Origin of the sequence: Corynebacterium sp. TAE3-ERU16 (assembly GCF_019209935.1) — a bacterium.
Lineage (GTDB): Bacteria > Actinomycetota > Actinomycetes > Mycobacteriales > Mycobacteriaceae > Corynebacterium > Corynebacterium antarcticum.
On the sequence record NZ_JAHUTN010000012.1, the window covers coordinates 14178 to 33802 of the forward strand.

The following is a 19625-nucleotide window of genomic DNA, read 5'->3' on the forward strand; positions in this document are numbered from 1 at the left end:
CTAGCAGTACGCCGACTTAGCGGCGGAGGCAATCCGATCAGCGATCTCCGGGACCGGTGCGGATGCACGCTCCTGTTCGACGAGCTGGCCGGCGACAGCCTCCAGCGTGTAGTTCTCCACACCGCTGGCCGCCGAGCGGCACACCTCGGCTGCGGCACCGATCATCTGGTCCTCGACGCCGTCGACGGAGATTCCGCCGTCCCTGAGGGCCTTCAGGTAGTCCAGATCGGCGGGGCTCCGTTCCTGGGCGAGGCCGGGGATCTCGTCGATCTCCTTCGCCGCGCCGTCCCGGGGCTCGGGAACCGCGGGCACGACCGGCGCCGGTGCCGCCTCCCGGCGTTCCGGACTGGAGGTGGAGAGCTCCGCCTCCCCCGATTCCCGGGTGGACTTCTCCCCGTCGGAGTCACCGGCCCCGGAGGTCCGCGTATCCGCCTTGGGCAGTGCGGAGGTGGTTGCGGTGGTCGCGGAGACGTCGTCGCTCTCCGAGGTGGCTCCGCCGCATCCGGCGAGCGCGAGTACCGCGACGGTCAGCAGGGGAAGGGAAAACCTGCGCATCAGTTCATTTCCTCGACGATTCTGCCGTTGACCTGCTTGATCGTTCCGTGCTGGAAGGACTGCTGGAGTCCTCCGGCCGGGATCTCCTGGAGGTCACCGGTCGGCCAGCCGAACTTGCCCCGCTCCCAATCGTTCCTGCCCCAGTGGTCACGGATGTCGCCGTTGTACACGGCGTGTGCACCGGTGGAGGCGGACCAGTAGATCGTGCCGTTGTCGAAGTTCTGGAGCGCACCCCCCGGGATGAGGATCTCGTTGGAGGTCGGTGCGCCGAGCTTCGACGCGGTCGCCTTCATCTCGCCGTACTTGCGGGCGATGAGGCCACGGGACCAGAACGTCCCGTTCTTCGGGGTTCGGATGACGTAGCCACCCTGGAACTGCTGGATCCAGCTGCCCTCGAGCTCCTTGGCCACGTCCACCGGATATCCGAGTACGCCGGTCTCCCAGCCCTGATCGCCCCAGGCCTCGAACATGTCGCCCGGGATCTCGCGCGCGCCGGTCTCCGGGGTCCAGTAGATGGACCCGTTCTCGAAGTGCACGAAACGTCCCTTGCCGTCCGGCGTGCTCAGCTCGTTGGTCTTCGGGAAGCCGAGGAACGAACCCGGCCCGCCGAGCTCCGCGTAGCGTGCGGCGATACGGCCGATGACCACGTGTGCCCCGGTGTCCGGGGACCAGTACGCCTGGCCGCCGCGGAAGTCCTGCGCCTTGCCTGCGTCGCCGTCTCCGGCGACGACGTCGTACTCGTTGTTCACGCAGTTGCCCCACGCGCCGGAGGCGGTCGCCTGCGCGATCGCACCGATCGCGACACAGTCCGCACCGCGGTCCTCTTCCTTGAGGGCGAGGGTGTCGGCGATGTACGGCCACGCCTGGGTCAGTTCGAACTGCCAGTAGGGCCAGTTGTGGACCCCGGACGGGCGGAACATGGCGATGACGGGGACGTCAGCCTCCTTCGCCGCCGCGACGAAGGTCTCCGATGTCATACGCGCGATGACCTCGAGTCCCTTGCCCGCCTGGTTGGATGGTCCGGTGGCGACGGAACCGGGCTCACCGAAGTCGTCGCGGCCCGAACCGGCGGAGACGTAGACGGTCTTGCCCTTCAGCGCCTCGATGCCGAGCTTCGGGTCGTTGTCGATCCAGCGCTGGGAACCCGCCGGGCCCCACATGGCGTCGGCGTTGTAGCCGCCGCCCTCCCGGAGCGCGCCGGAGATCATCAGGGGCATACCCGTGGACGTGGTGTCCAGGTAGCCCGAGAACGAGCCGACGAACTTGAAGAGGTCGGGACGGTGTTCCGCGATGTTGACGGCGGCGGTGCCGCCCATCGAGAGGCCGACGAGGGCGCGCTCACCGTTGGCGCGGTAGCCCTGGTTCAGCACGGCCGGGAGTTCCTGCGTGAGGAAGGTCTCCCACTGGTAGTTCTTGCCGTTGTCGGGGCGGTTCCAGTCGGTGTAGAAGGATGCCTCGCCGCCGATCGGCATGATCACGTTGACGTTCTTGTCGGCGAAGAACTGCTCCGCGTTCGTGTGCAGCGTCCAGCCGGACTCCTCGTCCACGGCACGCAGGCCGTCGAGCAGCCACACGCTCGGGAAGGTGGCGTTCGGCTGCGAGTACCAGTCACGGGCGAGCAGGATCTGGACCTGCATCAGCTGTTCCGGCATCGCCGCCGACTTGATGAACAGAGCGATACGGTGCGTGCCCAGCCATTCCTGGCGGACCACGTCGACCCCCTCCGGGAGACCCTGGATGTCGGGGTACTCCGTCTTTACCGGGGTGCGCTCCGGGACATTGTTTTCCTTGAGGTAGTCGGAGATTCCACCGGTGGGACCGATCGCACCGGGCAGACCCCCGAGCTGGGAACTCTGTGCCAGGATCGTCGACTGCTCGGCCGAGGCGACCGGGGAGAGGAGGCCGACGCCCAGAGCGAGGGCGGTGGGAACTGCAGCGAGTGCGATCCGGTGAAAGCGCCGGCTGCTGTTGGATGCGGTGTCGCGCATGAAGGTGTCCTTTGTATCGGTTCTTGAGATCAATGGTCGCCGGAGAACCGGCCGACCGGTGGATCCGGTGGCACGTAACAGCCTACCGTCCCGCTCCGGGAGTTCCCCTCCCCCGGAACGAACGGCGACACCGCCACCGGCTCTTCTTCGGTTATGTCGTTGCTCGGGGGTCGGACCGTTACTTACCGCTGTACCGGTGCCCGGCCAGACCCTAAAGATCGACTTTAAGTTTAGGTAGCTCGCCGCTGTTCGTCGACATTGACGGCGCGACACGCCGACGACACCCCGCACGAAGACACGTGACACGGCACGACGACCCGTGACCCACGGGCCGGCAGCCCCCCGCCACCGAACCGGATCATCCCGTCCGTCCCGTCCTCCCGTCCCCGCACCACGGCCACGGACACGGAAAATCCCCGCCGGAACCCTCGTTCAGGTTCCGGCGGGGACTCTTCGGTCAGACTTGAATCACCAGGCGTTCATGACGTCCAGGACACGGCCCTTGGTCTTGTGCATCTGATCGGTCCAGATACCCCACCGGTGGATACCCGTCGGCGGGTAGTCGACGGTCGGGTTCAGGCCGATCTCGCGGGCCTTGCGTTCCCAGGAGACCGTGGTGCTCCTGGAGACCGCCTCGAGACCCCAACCGACGATGCGGTCCCAGAGGGGAAGATTCCAGTCGCCGCCGGTCCACGTGCCCGTCGACGCGGAGACGTAGATGTCCTTGCCGCGCAGACCCTCCATGTTCCAGTAGGGGTCGTTCTCGAACTGGCGGGGGCTGATCAACGCGCCGTACATGGAGTTGAGGTTCAGGCCCCCGGTTTCCAGGAGCGCGAAACGAATCATGGTCTGCATGCCGGGGGCCGTCGTGGTGAGGTACCCGGAGAAGCTCATCGCCTGCTGGTACATCTCGGGATGGCGCGCCGCGATGTTCAGTGCCGCGGTTCCGCCCATGGAGAGACCCGCGATGGAGTTGCGGTTGGGGTTGACCCCGAAGTGCTGCTGCAGGTAGCCCGGCAGCTCAGCGGTGAGGAAGGTCTCCCACTTGATGACCTGCGGATCGGAGGATGAGAAGGTGTTCCCGGGGTCGACCCAGTCGGCGTAGAACGTACCCGCTCCGCCGATCGGCATGATGAGGTTGATGTTGCTGTCCTCGTACGTGACCTGGGCATCGGAGAACATCGTCCAGCCGGTCTGGTGCGGGTCCGCGCGCATACCGTCGAGCAGATAGAAGCCCGCATCGCCGCCGCGCTGGGCGGGCTGCACCAGGACGGGCACGGTGCGGTCCATCGCGGGCGACCAGACATCGCACCGCTGGACCCAGTGCCCCGAGGCGTCCCATTCGCACGTTCCGGTGGCATCCGGCCGGAGCCAGTCCCGGTTGGCGGCCTCGGCGGTTCCGGCGCCGAAGACCATGAGGGTGGCGGTCACTGCGGTGGCGGCCACCACGGACGTGACCTTCTTCCCTGCGTTGTGCAGACGGGAGGCGATTGACATTGTTCTCCTTGCGGGACACTATTTCCGAAAACAGGCGGTCGCCGGTGACTGCAACCGGTCGGAATATCCACTGGCTTGATCGTTTCGTTACACAGTCACCGTACACGGACAACGTGTCTGCCGTGCTATCCAGGGTGCACCTGCGTCGTTGGGGATCTACAGGGCCGGCATGACGTAGACGGCGATCACGATGCAGGCGACCCACAGCACGGCGAGCGCCTGGAGCACCCGGTCCGACAGCGCCAGTTCGTCGGGGGCCCCACCCTCGCCGCGGTCGATGTCCGCGGCGTACCGGAGGATGGCGACGGTGAACGGGACCATAGAGATCTGGTACCAGACGCCTCCCGCGCCGTCGAGGGAGCGGCTGACGTCGAATCCCCAGAGTGCGTAGCTCATGACCACGGCGGTCGCGGACAGCGTCCAGACGAACCGGAGATAGGTGTCGGTGTAGCCCTCGAGGGACTTCCGGATCTTCGCACCGGAGGATTCGACGAGGAGGATCTCCGCGTACCTCTTGCCGGAGGCCATGAACAGGGAACCGAAGGCCGCGACGAGGAGGAACCACTGGGACAGCTCGATGCCCGTGGCCACGCCGCCGGCCATCGCACGGAGCATGAACCCGGAGGAGACCAGCGCGATGTCGATGACGGGCTGGTGCTTCCAGCCGAAGCAGTAGCCGAGCTGGAGCGCGATGTACACGGCGACGACGATCGCGAGGTTCACCCCCGCCGAGGCCAGCAGGGAGATCAGCACCGAGGCGACCATCAGCCCGACGGCCATCGCATAGGCGAGCTGCACGGGGAGCACACCTGCGGCGATGGGGCGGAAGCGTTTGGTGGGGTGCGCCCGGTCGGCGTCGACGTCCCGGGCGTCGTTGATCAGGTAGATCGAGGACGCGGCGAGACAGAAGACGGTGAACGCGATCGCGACGTCGGCGATGGTGCGGCCGCTGAGGAGCGCGGCGGATCCCGCCGCGGCGGGTGCCGCGATGACGAGGACGTTCTTCACCCACTGCTTGGGGCGGAGCGCCTTCACCATGGCGTCGGCGAGGTTCCTCGGGGGCTGGTGTTTCCTGTCGCCCTCGATTCCCCGGGTGTGGGGTTCGGACCCGAGCAGCCCGTCATGCGGCTGGCTCATGAGTTGTTCCTTTCACGCTTCTCGACTGCCCTGCAGACCACGTCGGCGGTTGCGGCACCGAGGGTTGCTCCCGCTGCGACGTCGGTCGGGTAATGCACTCCGAGCACCATACGCGACAGCATCATCACCGGCACGCCGACCAGCGGCCAGGGAGAGCGGGTGATGCGGCTCACCGCGACGAGGGCCGCGGTCGTGGATGTGGCGTGCGACGAAGGGAAACTCAGCTTCGACGGCGTGGCCACCCCGATCCTGATCCGGGGGTCGTGTGGACGCTTCCGGCGCACGACCCGCTTGACCACGACGGAGGCCGCGTGGCTGAGGAACGCCGATCCGCTCACGGCCAACCACCGGGACCGCCTGCGACCGTCCACGGCGGCACCCGCGGCACCGAGCGCCATCCACCCGAGGGCGTGTTCACCGAAATGGCTGAGGCCTCTCGCCACGGGCAGCGTCGCGGGGACGTCGTAGAGGGTGTCCTGGATTCCGACCAGTACATCGGACTCACGCATGGAAGACCTTCCCCCAGCTGCTCCGGCTGGTGAGTTCCCCGTGCGCGGCACGATAGGCGGTCCGCAGGTCATCGAAGCGTTCGAGGACCTCACGCTGCAGACGGTTGGATTCGGCGAGGAGCTTCCTCGCCTTCTCCCGGTCCCGCTGGCGGTAGACGACACCACGGCCGTCCGCGGTGGTGACGGTTGCTCCGTCGACACGGGACAGGGAGAACCAGCGGGCCTCGATCGGGGCGAAATTCGCCTGCGGCACCTCGTGGTGCGCGGGGTCGTGGGGTCGTACGGAGTGCAGGAGTCCCCTGGCCAGCCAGACGGCCTTCTTCACCGGGGCCAGGCGACCGCCGATGTCCTTCACCGGCACACCCGGCGCACCCGACGGTTTCGGCAGTTCCGCCGCGGTCGGCAGGACCACGGCGTCAGGGTACCCGCGGCGCAGCCGGTTGATGCGCGGCAGGGCGGTCTCGAGAATGTCGAAGAGATGGTCCGGGCCGGCGAGGAAGTCCTTCATCGCCTCGTTCTGGATCGCGACGGTCGAGTACTCGAGGCACAGCAGATGCTTCAGCGTCGCCTTCTTCATGCTGCGCACGATGCCCTCCGGCCCGCCGTCGTGGTCCATGGCGGCGACGATCAACCGGTTGCGCAGGTGGAAGTACGCCTGCCAGTCGATGGCGTCATCCTTGTCGGACCAGGCCATGTGCCAGATCGCGACGCCCGGCCACGTGGCCGTGGGGAAGCCCGCTTTCGCGGCCCGCAGCCCGTACTCGGCGTCGTCCCACTTGATGAACAGCGGCAGCGGCTGCCCGATCCGCTCCGCGACGACCCGCGGGATGAGGCACATCCACCAGCCGTTGTAGTCGACGTCGATGCGTCGGTGCAGATCACGGGAGTTGCGGTCGTTCGGGCCGTCGCCCGGCCTGCCCTGATGGGACAGCGGGAACTCGGAGAAGTCATGGTCGTAGCGCACGTGCGGTGCGGACGTCCACATGAAGATCGACCGGTCGATGACCTCACCCATCGAGTGCAGGTGACTGCGCTCCTGCAGGTTGAGCATCTGACCGCCGACGAGCATGGGGCTCTTCGCGTAGCGCGCGACCTGGAGGGCACGGAGCACCGAGTCCGGTTCGATGGCGATGTCATCGTCCATGTAGAGGATGTACGGGGATTCGCTCGCGCCGGCCTCCCCGCTGCCGTCGACACCGCCGAGAGCCTCGAACATGATGCGTGAGTAACCGCCCGACCCACCGAGGTTGCCCTGGCGGAACTCGAAGAAGCGGTCGCCGAAGTGCTCGGTCACCGCCGCGTAGCCGGGCTCGTCCGAAGGATGCCGGGTTCCCTGATCCGGCATGATCACGGTGTCGATCACCGCGTCGACCTGCGGGTCGCCGGCGAGCGCCTCGAGCGCGGCAACCGCGTCCGCGGGTCGGTTGAACGTGGGGATGCCGACGGTGACCCGCGGTTCGAACGGTCCGACGGTCGTGCCGTCGGGCATGGTCTGCGGCGCGGGCGCGCAGGGCGCGAACCAGCCGGCCCGGGTGATCGTGGCGTCCGTCTCCGCGGTCACGTCGAACCACAGCCAACCGCCGTCCTCGAAGGGATCCAGCGACAGCTCGAACTCGGCGGCGTCGTCTGCGACGAGCTCGCCGGCGACCGCGATCCGGGAACCGTCGATCTTCGAACGGTAGACGTCGACGCGCGCCTCACCGGTGACCTCGACGCGGAGGATGACGGTGGACAACTGTGACCACCGACGCCAGTAGGACGCCGGGAACGCGTTGAAGTAGGTCTGGAAGCTGACCTCCTGACCTGCGCGGACGCTGAAGCTCGTACGGTCCGGCCAGGTCACCCGCTGGGTGTTCGTCTCGGCCTCGAGCAGGTAGAGCGTACGGACGTCGTGCGGCTCGCCCCTCCTCGGCAGCAGAACACGCTGCAGCTGCTCCACCGCCCCGGAATCGGCTGGCACCCGGGGATCCAACGGAGCGCCAGGCGTTTGCCGGGGAGTGGGCGCGGAAGATTCGCTCATGACGTTTCAACGTCCTTTCGGCCTGTGGTCTGGTACCCGTCTCAATGTAATCGTTGGCGCGGGAGGACTGCGTTACCCACGCGGTGGCGGTGTCAACCGGCCACCGCCACCCGCCGCGTCGACGACCAACCCCGGAGGCTCACACTGTAAGCGCCCTGCCCCGATCTTTCCTAGACTGGCGGCCATGAACCGCATCGATTCCCCGTTCCGGTACGCCCGGCCGGTGGCGGCCCTCATGGCGCTGTTCGTCGTGCTGCTCCTGCCGATGGCGGTGGCCACCGCCCAGGCCACCACCGCGACACGATCTGTGGAGGTGCCGCTGCGCGGCGGCCGGCTGACCGACGACGACGTCCGGCTCCTGGAGAACGAGACCCCGGCCCTGTCGCTGCCCGCGACGGTCGACCGGGTCGTGTACCTGGTGTTCGAGTCGAATGAATCCAATCTGAACGACTCCCTGCGTCACTACGCGGAGCGCGACGACCGTTCTCTGCTGTCCGGGTCGGAGGACAAGTTCGCACCGGGTTCGTTGATCGTGGCCGTGGGCATGGATCCACGCCGCGTGGGGGTGGCCTGCGGCGATGACGTGTGCAACGCGATCAACTTCTACGGCTCGGGGCGCATGGACGGGATCCTCGACGAGATGCGGGTCCCCCTGCGCCAGTCGGGCGACCCGAACATCGCGGCGGCGCTGCTGGCCGGCGCCCGGGCGGCCGGGGACACGACGGTGGTGTCCGGGGACGGGGGCGGGGACCCGACACCGTGGTGGATCCCCGCCGGGGTCGGTGGTGTCGGCGCCGCGGCCGGACTCGGAGTCGCGGCATGGGGGCTACGGCGCCGGCGACGGCAGCTTCGTGAGCGCTACGACCACATCGTCGACAACTACGCACGGGTGGCCTCACAGCTGGACTCGATCAACGTCCGGGCGCATTCCCTGTCCTCACCGCTGGCCGATGACACCGTACGCCGCGACTGGGAGGACGTGCGCTCCAGGTTCCTGGCCGTCGACGGCACGGTGCAGCGCCTGAGTGGAATCGGCGACGAGGTCGGCGACCGTGAGCTGGCCAGGCACCGGAAGGAGATCACGGAGGCGTACGAGACGGTGCGGCAGATGGAGAACGCGGAGCACAACATCGATGAGTTCTTCCGGATGGAGCACGGCGACGACACCGTGCGCCGGCGGCACCTGACCGAGCTGCACGAGGATCTGGTGGAGGCGCGGGCCACGGTCTCCGATGAGGGCCTCCGGGACGACCTGGACGGGATCGATGCCCGGGTCGTGGCACTCCGGGAGACACCGGATGCTCCGGATTTCATGGACGCCTACGCCCGGATCATCACCGACTACCGGATCATCATCGAGGCCGTGCGGAAGCGCGAGTTCGACGACGTGGAACCCGACGACGACAATCCGGCGCCCCGGATCTGGGATGCTTCGTGGCACCCGGGCTACGGGTACTCGGGGTTCGTGCCGTTCGTGACGGTGAACTCGTGGCACGAATCGGCGACGGGCACCGGTGCCGGTTCCTCCGGCGCCACCACCGGGTACTCCTCGGGCGGATTCTCCGGCGGGGCCGCCTCCGGGAGCTGGTGAGCTACTCTCCCGTGAGCAGCGGGGAGAGCTTGTTGTCGAAGAGGTTCATGGCGCTCGCGATGGCCATGTGCATGTCCAGGTACTGGTAGGTGCCCAGGCGTCCACCGAAGAACACGCGGTTCTCCGCTGTCTCCTCGTCGGCACGCTTCCGGTAGGCGAGGAGCTTCTGCCGGTCATCGGGGGTGTTGATCGGGTAGTACGGCTCGTCGGCGTCCCCGGCGAAGCGGCTGTACTCCTTCATGATGACCGTCTTGTCGTCCGGGTAGGTGCCGCTGCGCTCGGGGTGGAAGTGCCGGAACTCGTGGATCCGGGTGTAGGGGACGTCGGCGTCGTTGTAGTTCATCACCGGAGTGCCCTGGAAATCGCCGGTGTCGAGGACCTCGGTCTCGAAGTCGAGGGTGCGCCAGCCGAGCCTGCCCTCGGAGTAGTCGAAGTAACGGTCGAGCGGCCCGGTGTAGACGACCGGCGCGTCGGGGTTCGCCCCGCGGATCTCGTCGCGGACCTCGAACCAGTCGGTGTCGAGCCGGACGTCGATGAGCTCATGCTCCGCCATACGCTCGAGCCACGCGGCGTAGCCGTCCTTCGGCAGGCCCTCGTAGGTGTCGTTGAAGTAGCGGTTGTCGAAGGTGTACCTCACGGGCAGGCGGGTGATGTTGCCGGCCGGCAGCTCGGTGGGGTCGGTCTGCCACTGCTTCGCCGTGTAGTCCCGGATGAACGCCTCGTAGAGCGGACGGCCGATGAGGGAGATCGCCTTCTCCTCGAGGTTGGAGGCGTTCCCGGAGTCGATCTCGCTGGCCTGTTCCGCGATCAGTGCGCGTGCCTCGTCGGGGCTGTAGTAGCGGCCGAAGAACTGGGCGATCAGGCCGAGTCCCATCGGGAACTGGTAGGCCTGTCCGTCGTGCATGGCGAAGACCCGGTGCTGGTAGCCGGTGAACTCGGTGAACTGGTTGACGTAGTCCCAGACCCGCTTGTTCGAGGTGTGGAACAGGTGCGCGCCGTACTTGTGGATCTCGATCCCGGTCGTCGGCTCGGCCTCCGAGTACGCGTTGCCGCCGAGGTGGCTGCGACGTTCGATGATGAGCACGCGCCTGCCCAGCTGGCTGGCGGCCCGCTCGGCGACGGTGAGCCCGAACAGACCTGAGCCGACGACGATGAGGTCGTAGGGGGCGGCGTTCGTGGCGGGGCTGGTCGAGGGATTCGTCATGCAGACCAGAGTAGTGCCACGGCAGCTGCCCGGGCGCGGGGCACGCCGTGTCCCGTAGCTGCGGGGTGAACGGCGTGAGGGGCCCCGGGAAGCCCCGTGACTGTGGTGCCCGGGGGTCGGGCCCGGCCGTCCCGGGCCCACCGAGGGCACCCGTGCCGTGACCGACGAGTGGTCGGGAAGAGCGGATCCGCGGGCGACACGCCGCCCCCGCCCCTACAATCACACCAACAACACTGTTACCATCAGCCACGTACGTAGTCTGTCGTGCTTTTTTGCCCCATTGTTCAGCAATGGCATCTTTCGACACATGAGCCTGTCCCGGTAACTCCACCGGGAGTGGAGTGGCCGACAGTCCCACCTGTCCCATCAAGGAGAACCAAGAACGTGAAGCAGCGACGCCGCATCACCACACAGTCCAGACGCCCGGCCCTCGCGGTGATCCTCTCCGCGGCTCTGATCGCCTCGGCGGTGGTCGGGGTGGGCGACCGGTCGATCCTCCGGACCGACACCGTCGGCACGGAACCGATCACCGCTGCGGTCTCCACCGAGAACTTCGCCGCCGGAGAGAACGTGGTCGTCCCGGACGCGGCGATCATCAGCCAGGGCGAGGAAACCACCGGCAGTCGGGTGGTCAAGGAGTTCACCCGCGACGAGGAGTTCTCCATGTTCGCCCTGACGTGGCACGGGGAGAAGGACATCGCGGCGTTCTTCCGCGCCAAGCGCGGGGACGGTTCCTGGAGCCCCTGGTACGACGCGGAACCCGCCGGCGACATCCAGGATCCGACGGGACCGAACGGAACCGAACTGATCTACGTCGAACCGACGCACACGATCCAGGTGTCCACCGGCAACATCGACATAGGCGCCTCCCCCACCGGAGCGGTCCCGGTCGCGGAGGAGACGACCGACGGCCCCGCGGCCGCTCCCTCCGGTCAGCCTGCGGCGTTCGAGGGGGTTCCGGAGATCGACGGCACACCGGCGGGCGAGACCGGGTACACCACCAGTGTCGGTGAGATCGCGCCGGTCGCGGAGGTCATCGACCCGGATGCGATCGAGGCGGTATTCATCGACGGCAGAGCCTCCGAAGGCACACCCGTCGATCTCGTGAACGCCGAGGAGGACGCCCGGGGCATGCCCAAGGTCATCTCCCGCAAGGGCTGGGGCGCGGACGAGTCCAAGCGCTGCGGCGACGTCACCATCGACGACCAGGTCAGCGCACTGACGATCCACCACACCGCGGGCTCGAACGACTACACCCCGAGCCAGGCCGCCGGCATCGTCCGCGGAATCTACCAGTACCACGCCCAGAACCTGGGCTGGTGCGACATCGGATACCAGTCGCTCGTCGACAAGTACGGCCGGATCTACGAGGGACGGTACGGCGGCATGAACCGCGCGGTGCAGGGCGCACACGCCGGCGGTTTCAACGAGAACACGTGGGCCATCTCCATGATCGGCGACTACTCCACGGTCACACCTTCCCCGGAGACCCTCGCCTCCGTGGGTGAGCTCGCCGGATGGCGGGCCAAGGTCGCCGGATTCGACCCCCTGGGCTCCGACACCCACTACTCCGAGGGCACGTCCTACACGAAGTACCCGTACGGCCAGGCGGTGACGCTGCCGAACATCTTCGCGCACCGGGATGTGGGCAACACCTCCTGCCCCGGTGACGCGGGCTACGCACAGATGGACACGATCCGGGGACTCGCCGACGCGAAGTACAAGGCGCTGCTCCGTGGCGGGGACACCACCGGCGGAACGACCACCACCGAGCGGACAACCGCCGGACAGACCACCACCCGGCAGGCTCCCGCCGGGGATGCCCCGACGACCACGACGGCGCCGCCGGAGAAGAAGACCACGACCGCCGCCACAACCACGGAACCCGCGCCCGCCGACGATCAGGACGCAGCCGAACCCGCACCGGCCGCGACGCTCCCGGGGAGCAGCGGTAGCCGACTGAACTCGATCCTGGGGGTCGCCGGATCCCTGTTGTCCGTCGTGATCGCCTTCCTCACGTCCCGGGACGGGGTACCGCAGAGCATCTCGCAGATCGGCCAGACACCGGTCATCGCGGGTCTGAAGCTCTCCGATGTCCCGGCCCTCGTCGACAAGGCCGTGTCATCCAGCGGAAACCCGACGGTGAAGGACGCCTGGAACCGGGCCACCACAGTGGCCGGCCCGGTTCTCGGGTCCCCGCGCGGTGGGACCCAGATCGCGACCCCCGTCGGTGAGAGGAACTCGCGCATCGAGGTCACGCCGTTCGACGGTGGTCTGGTCGTGTCCTCCCCCGAGACCGGTACCCACGCCATCTGGGGCGCGATCGGCGACGCATGGGCGGCGCAGGGCTTCGACGCCGGCCCGCTGGGTATGCCCGTCAACGAGGAGTACCGCGACGGCGACCTGATCCGCACCGATTTCCAGGGCGGATGGATCACCTTCGACCCGGCGACAGGCGACGTTCAGATCCACGAGTCCTGATCTCCCGGGAACTGACAGGCGGGGGCGGCCCCAACACAGGGGCCGCCCCCGCCCATTCATGTCCGCCCATGTCCGCCGGTGACCGCCCGCCGACGGCACCGGGTCAGCTGCGGGAGCGCTCGCCGAGCATGTCCATGGCGACGGTGCGCAGGAGCTCATCGACGGAGTAGCACCGCGCCCCCTCCTCGAGGAGCCGAGCCGCGTACTCGGGATCCCAGGGCAGCATGTCGGGCAGCGATTCGCTGGAGCAGAGCGGCTTTCCCGCCGCGGACGTGGCCCTGTCCACCTGACGCACGATGACCTCGCCGACGATGATGCGGCGCAGTGACTGCACGCTGCGGACGATGACATCGTCCGGAACCCCGGAGTCGTGGGCGGTCAGGGCGAAGTCGCGGTAGAGCGCACCGAAGACGATGGACATGTCCTCACCGGAGATCATCATCTCCTTGGCGAAGGGGAAATCCTCGAGCTGGTTGATGATCTCCCGGGCGACGGCGACGATCCGGTCCACCGGGTCCTCGGGGAGCTCCGCCGGGGCCCGGACCTTCAGGGTGTGGAGGAAGGCTTCCGCTATGAGGGCGTTCTTGCAGTCGAAGTGGTGGTAGAGCGCCATCGCGGTGACGCCGACCTCCTCAGCCACTCCACGCATGGAGAATCCGTCCGCACCGTTGTCCCGAATCTGGCGCGCGGCGATCTCGATGACCTTGTCGCGGGATACCGTGAGGGGACGACCACGTCGGCCGCTCACAGCTCTACCCCTTGCGTCCCTGGCGTTATTCACCGTTCCCCATTTTCCGGTGGCGGAGGGCCACGGAGCAGACTGATTCCGGACCTGCCGCCACACCGTAGCTTCGTACAGGTGGCAGTCGGAACGGAAAGCCACACCCGCTCCCGCTTCAGCCTCCGGCCGATTGTCGGGACGGCCGCGGGCCGGGGGCGGGTGTGGCCCTGTTCCGGCAGAGGTACTATCCCCGAAGAACTCGATTTCGTTTCACAGCAGTACTCCTACTGTACAACGACTTTCAACATCGGGAGTGTTTCCGCAGGTCCTCAGAACCAGCGCTCCAGGACGACCGCCAGACCATCTTCATCGTTGGTGACGGTCGTCTCGTCTGCGACGCTCTTCAGTTCCGGGGCCGCGTTCCCCATGGCGACACCCGTACCCGCCCAGCGGAGCATCTCCGTGTCGTTGGGCATGTCACCGAAGCAGATGGTCCGCGCGGCGGGGATCCCCAGGGCTCCGGCGATCTTCCGGAGCCCGACCGCCTTCGTGATGCCCGGCGCGGCGACCTCGAGGAGTCCCTCGCTGACGGAGTAGGTCAGGTGCGCCATCTCCGGGGGGATGGCGGACGCGAGCCTCCGGTACATGTCCGCACTGTCCAGCGCCTCATTGCGGAGCAGCAGTTTGATGGCCGGTTCGGACAGCAGATCCTCCTCCCCGGCCTCACCGAAATCGATCGCGGGCCAGGCGTGCGCCCATTCCGGGGCGATGACGAAGAGCTCGGACTGGGGATCGAACGCACTGTTCCCGGCGCGTTCGACGGCGACACCCACGCCTCCGTCATCGGCGAGGATCGACCGCGCGGTGTCGACGATGGTGCGCAGCTGATCGGGGAGCAGCGGGTGGGTGTCGACGATGCGGTCGGACGCACTGTCGTAGAGGACGGCGCCGTTGGCGCAGACAGCCATCGGCCGGACGGGCAGCTGTTCCAGGACGGGGAGCAGCCACCGCGGGGGCCGACCGGTGGCGAGAGCCAGGGTCCCCCCGGCGTCGATGAAGCGGCGCAGACACTCTCTCGTCCGGGGGGTGACCCGCTCGGCACCCGTTATGAGGGTGCCGTCGATGTCGCTTCCGAGGAGCAGGGGACGTTTCACCGAAGTCCCCGGAGGAACGCACCCAACCGGGCGAAGGCGCGGTGGATCCGGGCGGGGAGCGCCCGGCCGTGCTCGGTGATCCGTTCGAGGGCGAAGTCAGCCCGGCGGTCCGCCCGGGCGGCGGCCCGGGCCGCCTTTTTGTCTGCGCGGGCCCGCTTCTTCTCGGCGGTGATCGCGGCGGCCTCCTCGAGGGTGGGGGCACTGCCGCCGAGGGAGGCCGGCATCCAGGGTGCGCCAGCGAAATCGCCGTACTCCGCGGCGTAGTCGGCGCGCACACCGTCGAGAAGTTCGGCGACGGCGTTCCGCAGGGTGTCGGTGACCTCGACCGGATCGCCTGCGGCGGAGATGGGTTCGCCGATGCGGATCCACACGGGTATGTGCTTGCGCCCCAGGTTGCGGGGCACACCCTTGCTGATGATGCGCTGCGAACCCCACATGGCGACGGGAATGAGCGGTACCTCGGCGGCGGCGGCGATGCGGGCGGCACCGGTCTTGAAGCGGTCCATCTCGAAGCTGCGGGAGATGGTGCCCTCCGGGAAGATCCCGACCAGCTCACCGGCGCGCAGCCTGGCGACCGCCTCGTCGAGGGCACCGCGTCCGGCGGAGCGGTCGACGCGGATGTGGCGCATCCGGCCCATGAACCAGCCGACGACGGGTACGTCGTAGATCTCGCGTTTCGCCATGAAGCGCACCAGCCTGCGGCCCCGGAAGTAGCCGGCGACCCCGCCGAAGATGAAGTCGTAGTAGCCGGTGTGGTTGTAGGCCAGGAGCGCGCCGCCCTCGGCGGGGACGTTCTCCACGCCCTCGATGGTGATGGTGATGTCCTGGGCCCCCATCAGTGCACGGACCGCGGCGATGATGCGGGAGTAGAACGGCTCGGTTGCCTCGGTCGGGTGGTCGGGCACGCGGGCGAGGTCCGCCGGATAGCGGAAGATGCCTTCCCGGATGAACTCACGCTGGGTCATTGGGGGTCCTGTCTGTGTTCGGCTGGCGTCTCGTCTCGAAATCCGTTCCGGTCACGGGCGGGTGTGGTTCCCGCGGCCGGTGGGCGGTGGTGTCTACTTCACCGGTTCGAGAACCTCGCGGCCCACGAAGGGCTGCAGGGCCTCGGGGATCCGGACGGATCCGTCAGCCTGCTGGTTGTTCTCGAGGATGGCGACGAGCCAGCGGGTCGTGGCCAGTGTCCCGTTGAGGGTGGCGCAGGGCTGGGTGCGCCCGTCGTCATCGCGGTAGCGGACCTTCAGGCGGCGGGCCTGGAAGGTCGTGCAGTTCGACGTGGAGGTCAGCTCACGGTAGGTGCCCTGCGTCGGGACCCACGCCTCGGTGTCGAACTTCCGCGCCGCGGAGCTGCCGAGATCACCACCGGCGACATCGATGATGCGGTAGGGGACCTCGACGGCGGCGAGCATGTCACGTTCCATGCCGAGGAGCTTCCGGTGCTCGGCGGCGGCGTCCTCCGGCCTGCACCAGCTGAACATCTCGACCTTGTCGAACTGGTGGACGCGGAGGATCCCGCGGGTGTCCTTGCCGTACGAACCGGCCTCCCGGCGGAAGCAGGAGGACCAGCCGGCGTAGCGCAGGGGCCCGCCGGAGAGGTCGATGATCTCGTCGGAGTGGAAACCCGCGAGCGCGACCTCACTCGTGCCCACGAGGTAGAGGTCGTCCTCCTCGAGGTGGTAGATCTCGTCGGCGTGACTGTCCAGGAACCCGGTCCCCTGCATGGTCTCCGGCCGGACGAGGACCGGCGGGATCATGAGGGTGAAGCCTGCTGCGGTGGCACGCTGCGCGGCGAGGGTGAGCATGCCGAGCTGCAGGAGAGCACCGAATCCGGTGAGGAAGTAGAAACGGGAGCCGGAGACCTTGGTGCCGCGTTCGACGTCGATCAGCCCGAGGGACTCGCCCAGTTCGAGATGATCCTTCGGTTCGAAGTCGAAACTCGGGGGCTCGCCGACGTGCTCGAGCACGATGAAGTCGTCCTCCCCGCCTGCGGGGGCACCCTCGACGATGTTCCCGATACGCGACTGGAGCCGTTCGACCTCCTCGGCGGCCTGCCGCTGGGCGGCCTCGGCTTCCTTGACCTTGGCCTTCAGTTCGTTGGAGCCGGCCAGCAGGGCGGGCCGGTCCTCGGGGGCGGCCTGGCCGATCTTCCTGCCGAAGGCCTTCTGCTCGGAACGCAGGCTGTCGGCGGCAACGATCGCCTCCCGTCGGGCGGAGTCGGCGGCGATCAGCTGATCGACGAGCTCGGGATCCTCGCCGCGGGTGCGCTGGGAGGCACGGACCACGTCGGGGTTGTCGCGGAGGAATTTGAGATCAATCACGGGTGCCAGCCTACCGAACCGTGCAGCACCGCGGCCCGGGTGGTGGATCATCACGGCAAAGACGGCCATCCGGTTATGACCACCGGAGTATACTGAGCACATGGTCACCTCCGCGAAGTTTCCGGCGCTCCCGGCCCGCCAACTCACCGACGGGCCGAAACCGAAGCACGCGCAGCTGCGGGAGATTCTCGAGGAGATCTGCACCACCGAACTGGAACCCGGGGACATGCTGCCCGGCGAGCGGGTCCTGGAGGAGACCTTCGGCGTCTCCCGGATCACCGTCCGACGGGCCATCGGGGATCTCGTCGCCTCCGGCCGCCTCAAACGGGCCCGCGGCAAGGGTACCTTCGTGGCCCCCGCGCCGCTCATCTCCCGTCTGCACCTCGCGTCCTTCTCCTCCGAGATGAGTTCCCAGGGAATCCGGGCAACCTCAGACATCCTGCTCGCGGAGGTGACCGGTGCTCCCACCGAGGTCGAGGCGTTCTTCCGCGCCGGCGAGCGGCCGCACACGCACCTCCGACGCCTGCGCCTCGGCGACGGTCGGCCCTACGCCATCGACGACAGCTGGTACAACAACGCGCATGTGGCGGATCTCCTCGACAGGGACGTGCACACCTCCGTCTACGGCATCCTCGACAAGGAGTACGATCTCCCGGTCACCGAGGCGGAGCAGATCGCGACGGCGGTCAACGCCGACGCGACCACCGCGGGGATCCTCGACGTGGAACCCGGTACCGCACTGCTCAAGATCGTCCGGCTCTCGCTCTCCGGGGATCTCCCCGTGGAGTGGTGCTCCTCCCTCTACCGGACGGACCGGTACACACTGAAGACTCACGTGGAGAGAGCCTCTGAGCAGTCCGCCGACTGACGCCCGCGGCGACCACCCCGCCCCCGGCGCCGGGGGCCCACGTGCACCCATCCGACGCACCCGGCATGATGGAGGAATCATGACAGCAACCAGATCCTGGCGTTCAGCCACCGCGGTGCAGGCGGGACTCATCGCGATGCTCGTCGCCGCCGTCGGCGTCGGGTCCTACAGCTACGTAGCCGGAGAATCCGCCGCGGACACCGGAGCCGGGGCGGTGACGGGCACGCCGCCCACGGGCAGCAGCGAGACGACCACCACCAAGCCGACGGCCGCCCCGTTCACCACCGCCGACGTCGGAGACTGCCTCACCTGGGACATCGGCGCGGACGGCACGGTCTCGAACTTCCAGAAGGCCGACTGCGCGGCGGACCACCGGTTCGAGATCTCCGCCCGTGAGGATCTCGCGACCTACCCCTCGAGCGAGTTCGGCCCCTCCGCCCCGGCGCCAAACCTCACCCGGCAGGCGCAACTGCGCGAGGAACTCTGCAAGACCCCCACCATCGACTACCTGGGCGGCCGCTACACGCCGCACGGCCGGTACTCGATCGCCCCGATTCTCCCCCCGGCGAGTGCCTGGGAGGCCGGTGACCGCACCATGCTCTGCGGTGTCCAGGTCACCGATGACGGCGGCCAGACGCTGACCACCCGTGGCCGGGCCGCCGAGCAGGACCAGTCCCGGATCTTCCAGCCCGGCGAGTGCGTCACCATCGGTCCCGCGGGTTCCCCCCGGGCGGTGGACTGCGCCGAACCGCACCAGCTCGAGATCACCGCGGTCATCGACCTCAAGCCCGTGTTCCCCGAGGGCACCCCCACCGTCGAAGACCAGGACGCCTACCTCAAGAACGCCTGCACCCAGGCCGCCCGGGACCACCTCGGCGGTGATGACCCCTTCTACTACTCGACCCTCGAGTCCTTCTGGACGGCCATCGACGCCAACGCCTGGACCGGCGGTTCGAACACCGTGAACTGTGCCCTGTTCAAGGCGAACGCCGGGGGCGGCTTCGCCACCCTGGAGGGCACCGCCACCGGCCCGTTCGTGATCGACGGTGCGCCCCCGGCACCGCAGCCCGAGCGCGACCCCCTCCGCCAGTAGCCCCCGCACCGCAACACAAGGACCTTCGATGATCGACGTCTCCGACGAACGCTTCAACGAGCTCGTGGACATGGGCTTCGAGCGGATCCCGGACAAGTTCCTGGACAACCTCAGGAACGTCGCCATCCTCATAGAGGACTACAACCCCGACTCGCCCTCCATCCTGGGGTTGTACCACGGCGTCCCGCTGCCGGAACGCCTGGCCAACCACACCGGGCTCCCCTCCTCGATCACGATCTACAAGGAGGCGCTGCTCGACTACTGCACCAGCGAGGAGGAACTGATCGAGCAGGTCCGCATCACCGTCGGCCACGAGATCGGCCACCACTTCGGGCTCGACGACGATGAGCTGCACGAGCTGGGGTGGGGGTAGAGCATCCCGACCGTGGGCGGCTCAGCCCCCGGGACCCCCTGCCGTGATTAGATGAGTCGGTACCCGAGGGGTACGACCACAGCTGTCCACCGCTGGCGGATCAGGGCACCGGCCCG

Annotated in this window: 16 protein-coding genes; 5 read left to right on the top strand and 11 right to left on the bottom strand. The window is 68.0% G+C overall.

The annotated features are described in order from the left end of the window. The 6 genes from KRX55_RS11225 to KRX55_RS11250 all read right to left on the bottom strand — a co-directional run bounded on the left by KRX55_RS11225 (position 1) and on the right by KRX55_RS11250 (position 7706). Complete coding sequence (locus KRX55_RS11225; RefSeq protein WP_218407816.1) at positions 1-555, bottom strand: DUF732 domain-containing protein; 555 nt, start codon at positions 553-555, stop codon at positions 1-3. After that, a complete protein-coding gene (locus KRX55_RS11230) occupies positions 555-2543 on the bottom strand; it encodes an alpha/beta hydrolase-fold protein (protein WP_218407817.1) in 1989 nt (662 codons plus the stop codon). Before KRX55_RS11230 ends, KRX55_RS11225 begins: the two co-directional genes overlap by 1 nt. A gap of 468 nt (positions 2544-3011) precedes the next feature. Continuing rightward, positions 3012-4040 (bottom strand): alpha/beta hydrolase, encoded by a 1029-nt coding sequence (locus KRX55_RS11235; RefSeq protein WP_218407818.1) that lies wholly within the window; start codon positions 4038-4040, stop codon positions 3012-3014. A 156-nt stretch (positions 4041-4196) separates the two neighbouring features. Beyond that, positions 4197-5177, bottom strand: a complete 981-nt coding sequence (locus KRX55_RS11240; RefSeq protein WP_218407819.1) for a decaprenyl-phosphate phosphoribosyltransferase — start codon at positions 5175-5177, stop codon at positions 4197-4199. Then, positions 5174-5686, bottom strand: coding sequence for a phosphatase PAP2 family protein (locus KRX55_RS11245; RefSeq protein ID WP_218407820.1), 513 nt, complete (start codon positions 5684-5686; stop codon positions 5174-5176). The genes KRX55_RS11240 and KRX55_RS11245 overlap by 4 nt, the downstream gene beginning before the upstream one ends. Further along, a complete protein-coding gene (locus KRX55_RS11250) occupies positions 5679-7706 on the bottom strand; it encodes a glycosyltransferase (RefSeq protein WP_218407821.1) in 2028 nt (675 codons plus the stop codon). The genes KRX55_RS11245 and KRX55_RS11250 overlap by 8 nt, the downstream gene beginning before the upstream one ends. A gap of 184 nt (positions 7707-7890) precedes the next feature. Between KRX55_RS11250 and KRX55_RS11255 the strand changes: the two genes are divergently transcribed. Further along, the gene (locus KRX55_RS11255) at positions 7891-9297 is read left to right on the top strand and encodes a DUF5129 domain-containing protein (RefSeq protein ID WP_218407822.1); all 1407 of its coding nucleotides are present in this window, start codon (positions 7891-7893) and stop codon (positions 9295-9297) included. A 1-nt stretch (position 9298) separates the two neighbouring features. On the opposite strand, the gene glf is transcribed toward KRX55_RS11255, so the two are convergent. Next, positions 9299-10501, bottom strand: coding sequence for a UDP-galactopyranose mutase (glf, locus tag KRX55_RS11260; RefSeq protein ID WP_218407823.1), 1203 nt, complete (start codon positions 10499-10501; stop codon positions 9299-9301). A 384-nt stretch (positions 10502-10885) separates the two neighbouring features. Here glf and KRX55_RS11265 point away from each other — a divergent pair, with 384 nt between their 5' ends. Continuing rightward, the gene (locus KRX55_RS11265) at positions 10886-12982 is read left to right on the top strand and encodes an N-acetylmuramoyl-L-alanine amidase (protein WP_218407824.1); all 2097 of its coding nucleotides are present in this window, start codon (positions 10886-10888) and stop codon (positions 12980-12982) included. Positions 12983-13085: 103 nt separating this feature from the next. On the opposite strand, the gene KRX55_RS11270 is transcribed toward KRX55_RS11265, so the two are convergent. From KRX55_RS11270 to serS, 4 genes are all read right to left on the bottom strand, one after another. Then, entirely contained in the window at positions 13086-13730 is a 645-nt protein-coding gene (locus KRX55_RS11270; protein WP_218407825.1) for a TetR/AcrR family transcriptional regulator, read from the bottom strand. Positions 13731-14032: 302 nt separating this feature from the next. Continuing rightward, positions 14033-14857, bottom strand: coding sequence for an HAD family hydrolase (locus tag KRX55_RS11275; RefSeq protein WP_218407826.1), 825 nt, complete (start codon positions 14855-14857; stop codon positions 14033-14035). Next, positions 14854-15822 carry a lysophospholipid acyltransferase family protein gene (locus KRX55_RS11280; protein ID WP_218407827.1) on the bottom strand — a complete coding sequence of 323 codons (969 nt, stop codon included), beginning with the start codon at positions 15820-15822 and terminating at the stop codon, positions 14854-14856. Before KRX55_RS11280 ends, KRX55_RS11275 begins: the two co-directional genes overlap by 4 nt. 93 nt (positions 15823-15915) lie before the next feature. Beyond that, on the bottom strand, positions 15916-17175 hold the full coding sequence (gene serS / locus KRX55_RS11285; protein ID WP_218407828.1) for a serine--tRNA ligase: 1260 nt from the start codon (positions 17173-17175) through the stop codon (positions 15916-15918). Between the two features lie 100 nt (positions 17176-17275). On the opposite strand from serS, the gene KRX55_RS11290 reads away from it, so the two are divergent. The 3 genes from KRX55_RS11290 to KRX55_RS11300 all read left to right on the top strand — a co-directional run bounded on the left by KRX55_RS11290 (position 17276) and on the right by KRX55_RS11300 (position 19509). Continuing rightward, positions 17276-18043 (top strand): GntR family transcriptional regulator, encoded by a 768-nt coding sequence (locus KRX55_RS11290; RefSeq protein ID WP_218407829.1) that lies wholly within the window; start codon positions 17276-17278, stop codon positions 18041-18043. A gap of 79 nt (positions 18044-18122) precedes the next feature. Next, positions 18123-19136 (top strand): septum formation family protein, encoded by a 1014-nt coding sequence (locus KRX55_RS11295; RefSeq protein WP_218407830.1) that lies wholly within the window; start codon positions 18123-18125, stop codon positions 19134-19136. 28 nt (positions 19137-19164) lie between these two features. Beyond that, entirely contained in the window at positions 19165-19509 is a 345-nt protein-coding gene (locus KRX55_RS11300) for a metallopeptidase family protein (RefSeq protein WP_218407831.1), read from the top strand. The last annotated feature ends 116 nt before the right edge of the window (positions 19510-19625 follow it).

What these genes read in the sequence shown, in the direction of transcription:
- KRX55_RS11255 (WP_218407822.1), top strand. Translation starts at nt 7,891, where the DNA reads ATGAACCGCATCGATTCCCCGTTCCGGTACGCCCGGCCGGTGGCGGCC.
- KRX55_RS11300 (WP_218407831.1), top strand. Translation starts at nt 19,165, where the DNA reads ATGATCGACGTCTCCGACGAACGCTTCAACGAGCTCGTGGACATGGGC.
- KRX55_RS11235 (WP_218407818.1), bottom strand. Translation starts at nt 4,040, where the DNA reads ATGTCAATCGCCTCCCGTCTGCACAACGCAGGGAAGAAGGTCACGTCC.
- glf (WP_218407823.1), bottom strand. Translation starts at nt 10,501, where the DNA reads ATGACGAATCCCTCGACCAGCCCCGCCACGAACGCCGCCCCCTACGAC.
- KRX55_RS11295 (WP_218407830.1), top strand. Translation starts at nt 18,123, where the DNA reads ATGACAGCAACCAGATCCTGGCGTTCAGCCACCGCGGTGCAGGCGGGA.
- KRX55_RS11240 (WP_218407819.1), bottom strand. Translation starts at nt 5,177, where the DNA reads ATGAGCCAGCCGCATGACGGGCTGCTCGGGTCCGAACCCCACACCCGG.
- KRX55_RS11280 (WP_218407827.1), bottom strand. Translation starts at nt 15,822, where the DNA reads ATGACCCAGCGTGAGTTCATCCGGGAAGGCATCTTCCGCTATCCGGCG.
- KRX55_RS11245 (WP_218407820.1), bottom strand. Translation starts at nt 5,686, where the DNA reads ATGCGTGAGTCCGATGTACTGGTCGGAATCCAGGACACCCTCTACGAC.
- KRX55_RS11250 (WP_218407821.1), bottom strand. Translation starts at nt 7,706, where the DNA reads ATGAGCGAATCTTCCGCGCCCACTCCCCGGCAAACGCCTGGCGCTCCG.
- KRX55_RS11225 (WP_218407816.1), bottom strand. Translation starts at nt 555, where the DNA reads ATGCGCAGGTTTTCCCTTCCCCTGCTGACCGTCGCGGTACTCGCGCTC.
- KRX55_RS11290 (WP_218407829.1), top strand. Translation starts at nt 17,276, where the DNA reads ATGGTCACCTCCGCGAAGTTTCCGGCGCTCCCGGCCCGCCAACTCACC.
- KRX55_RS11230 (WP_218407817.1), bottom strand. Translation starts at nt 2,543, where the DNA reads ATGCGCGACACCGCATCCAACAGCAGCCGGCGCTTTCACCGGATCGCA.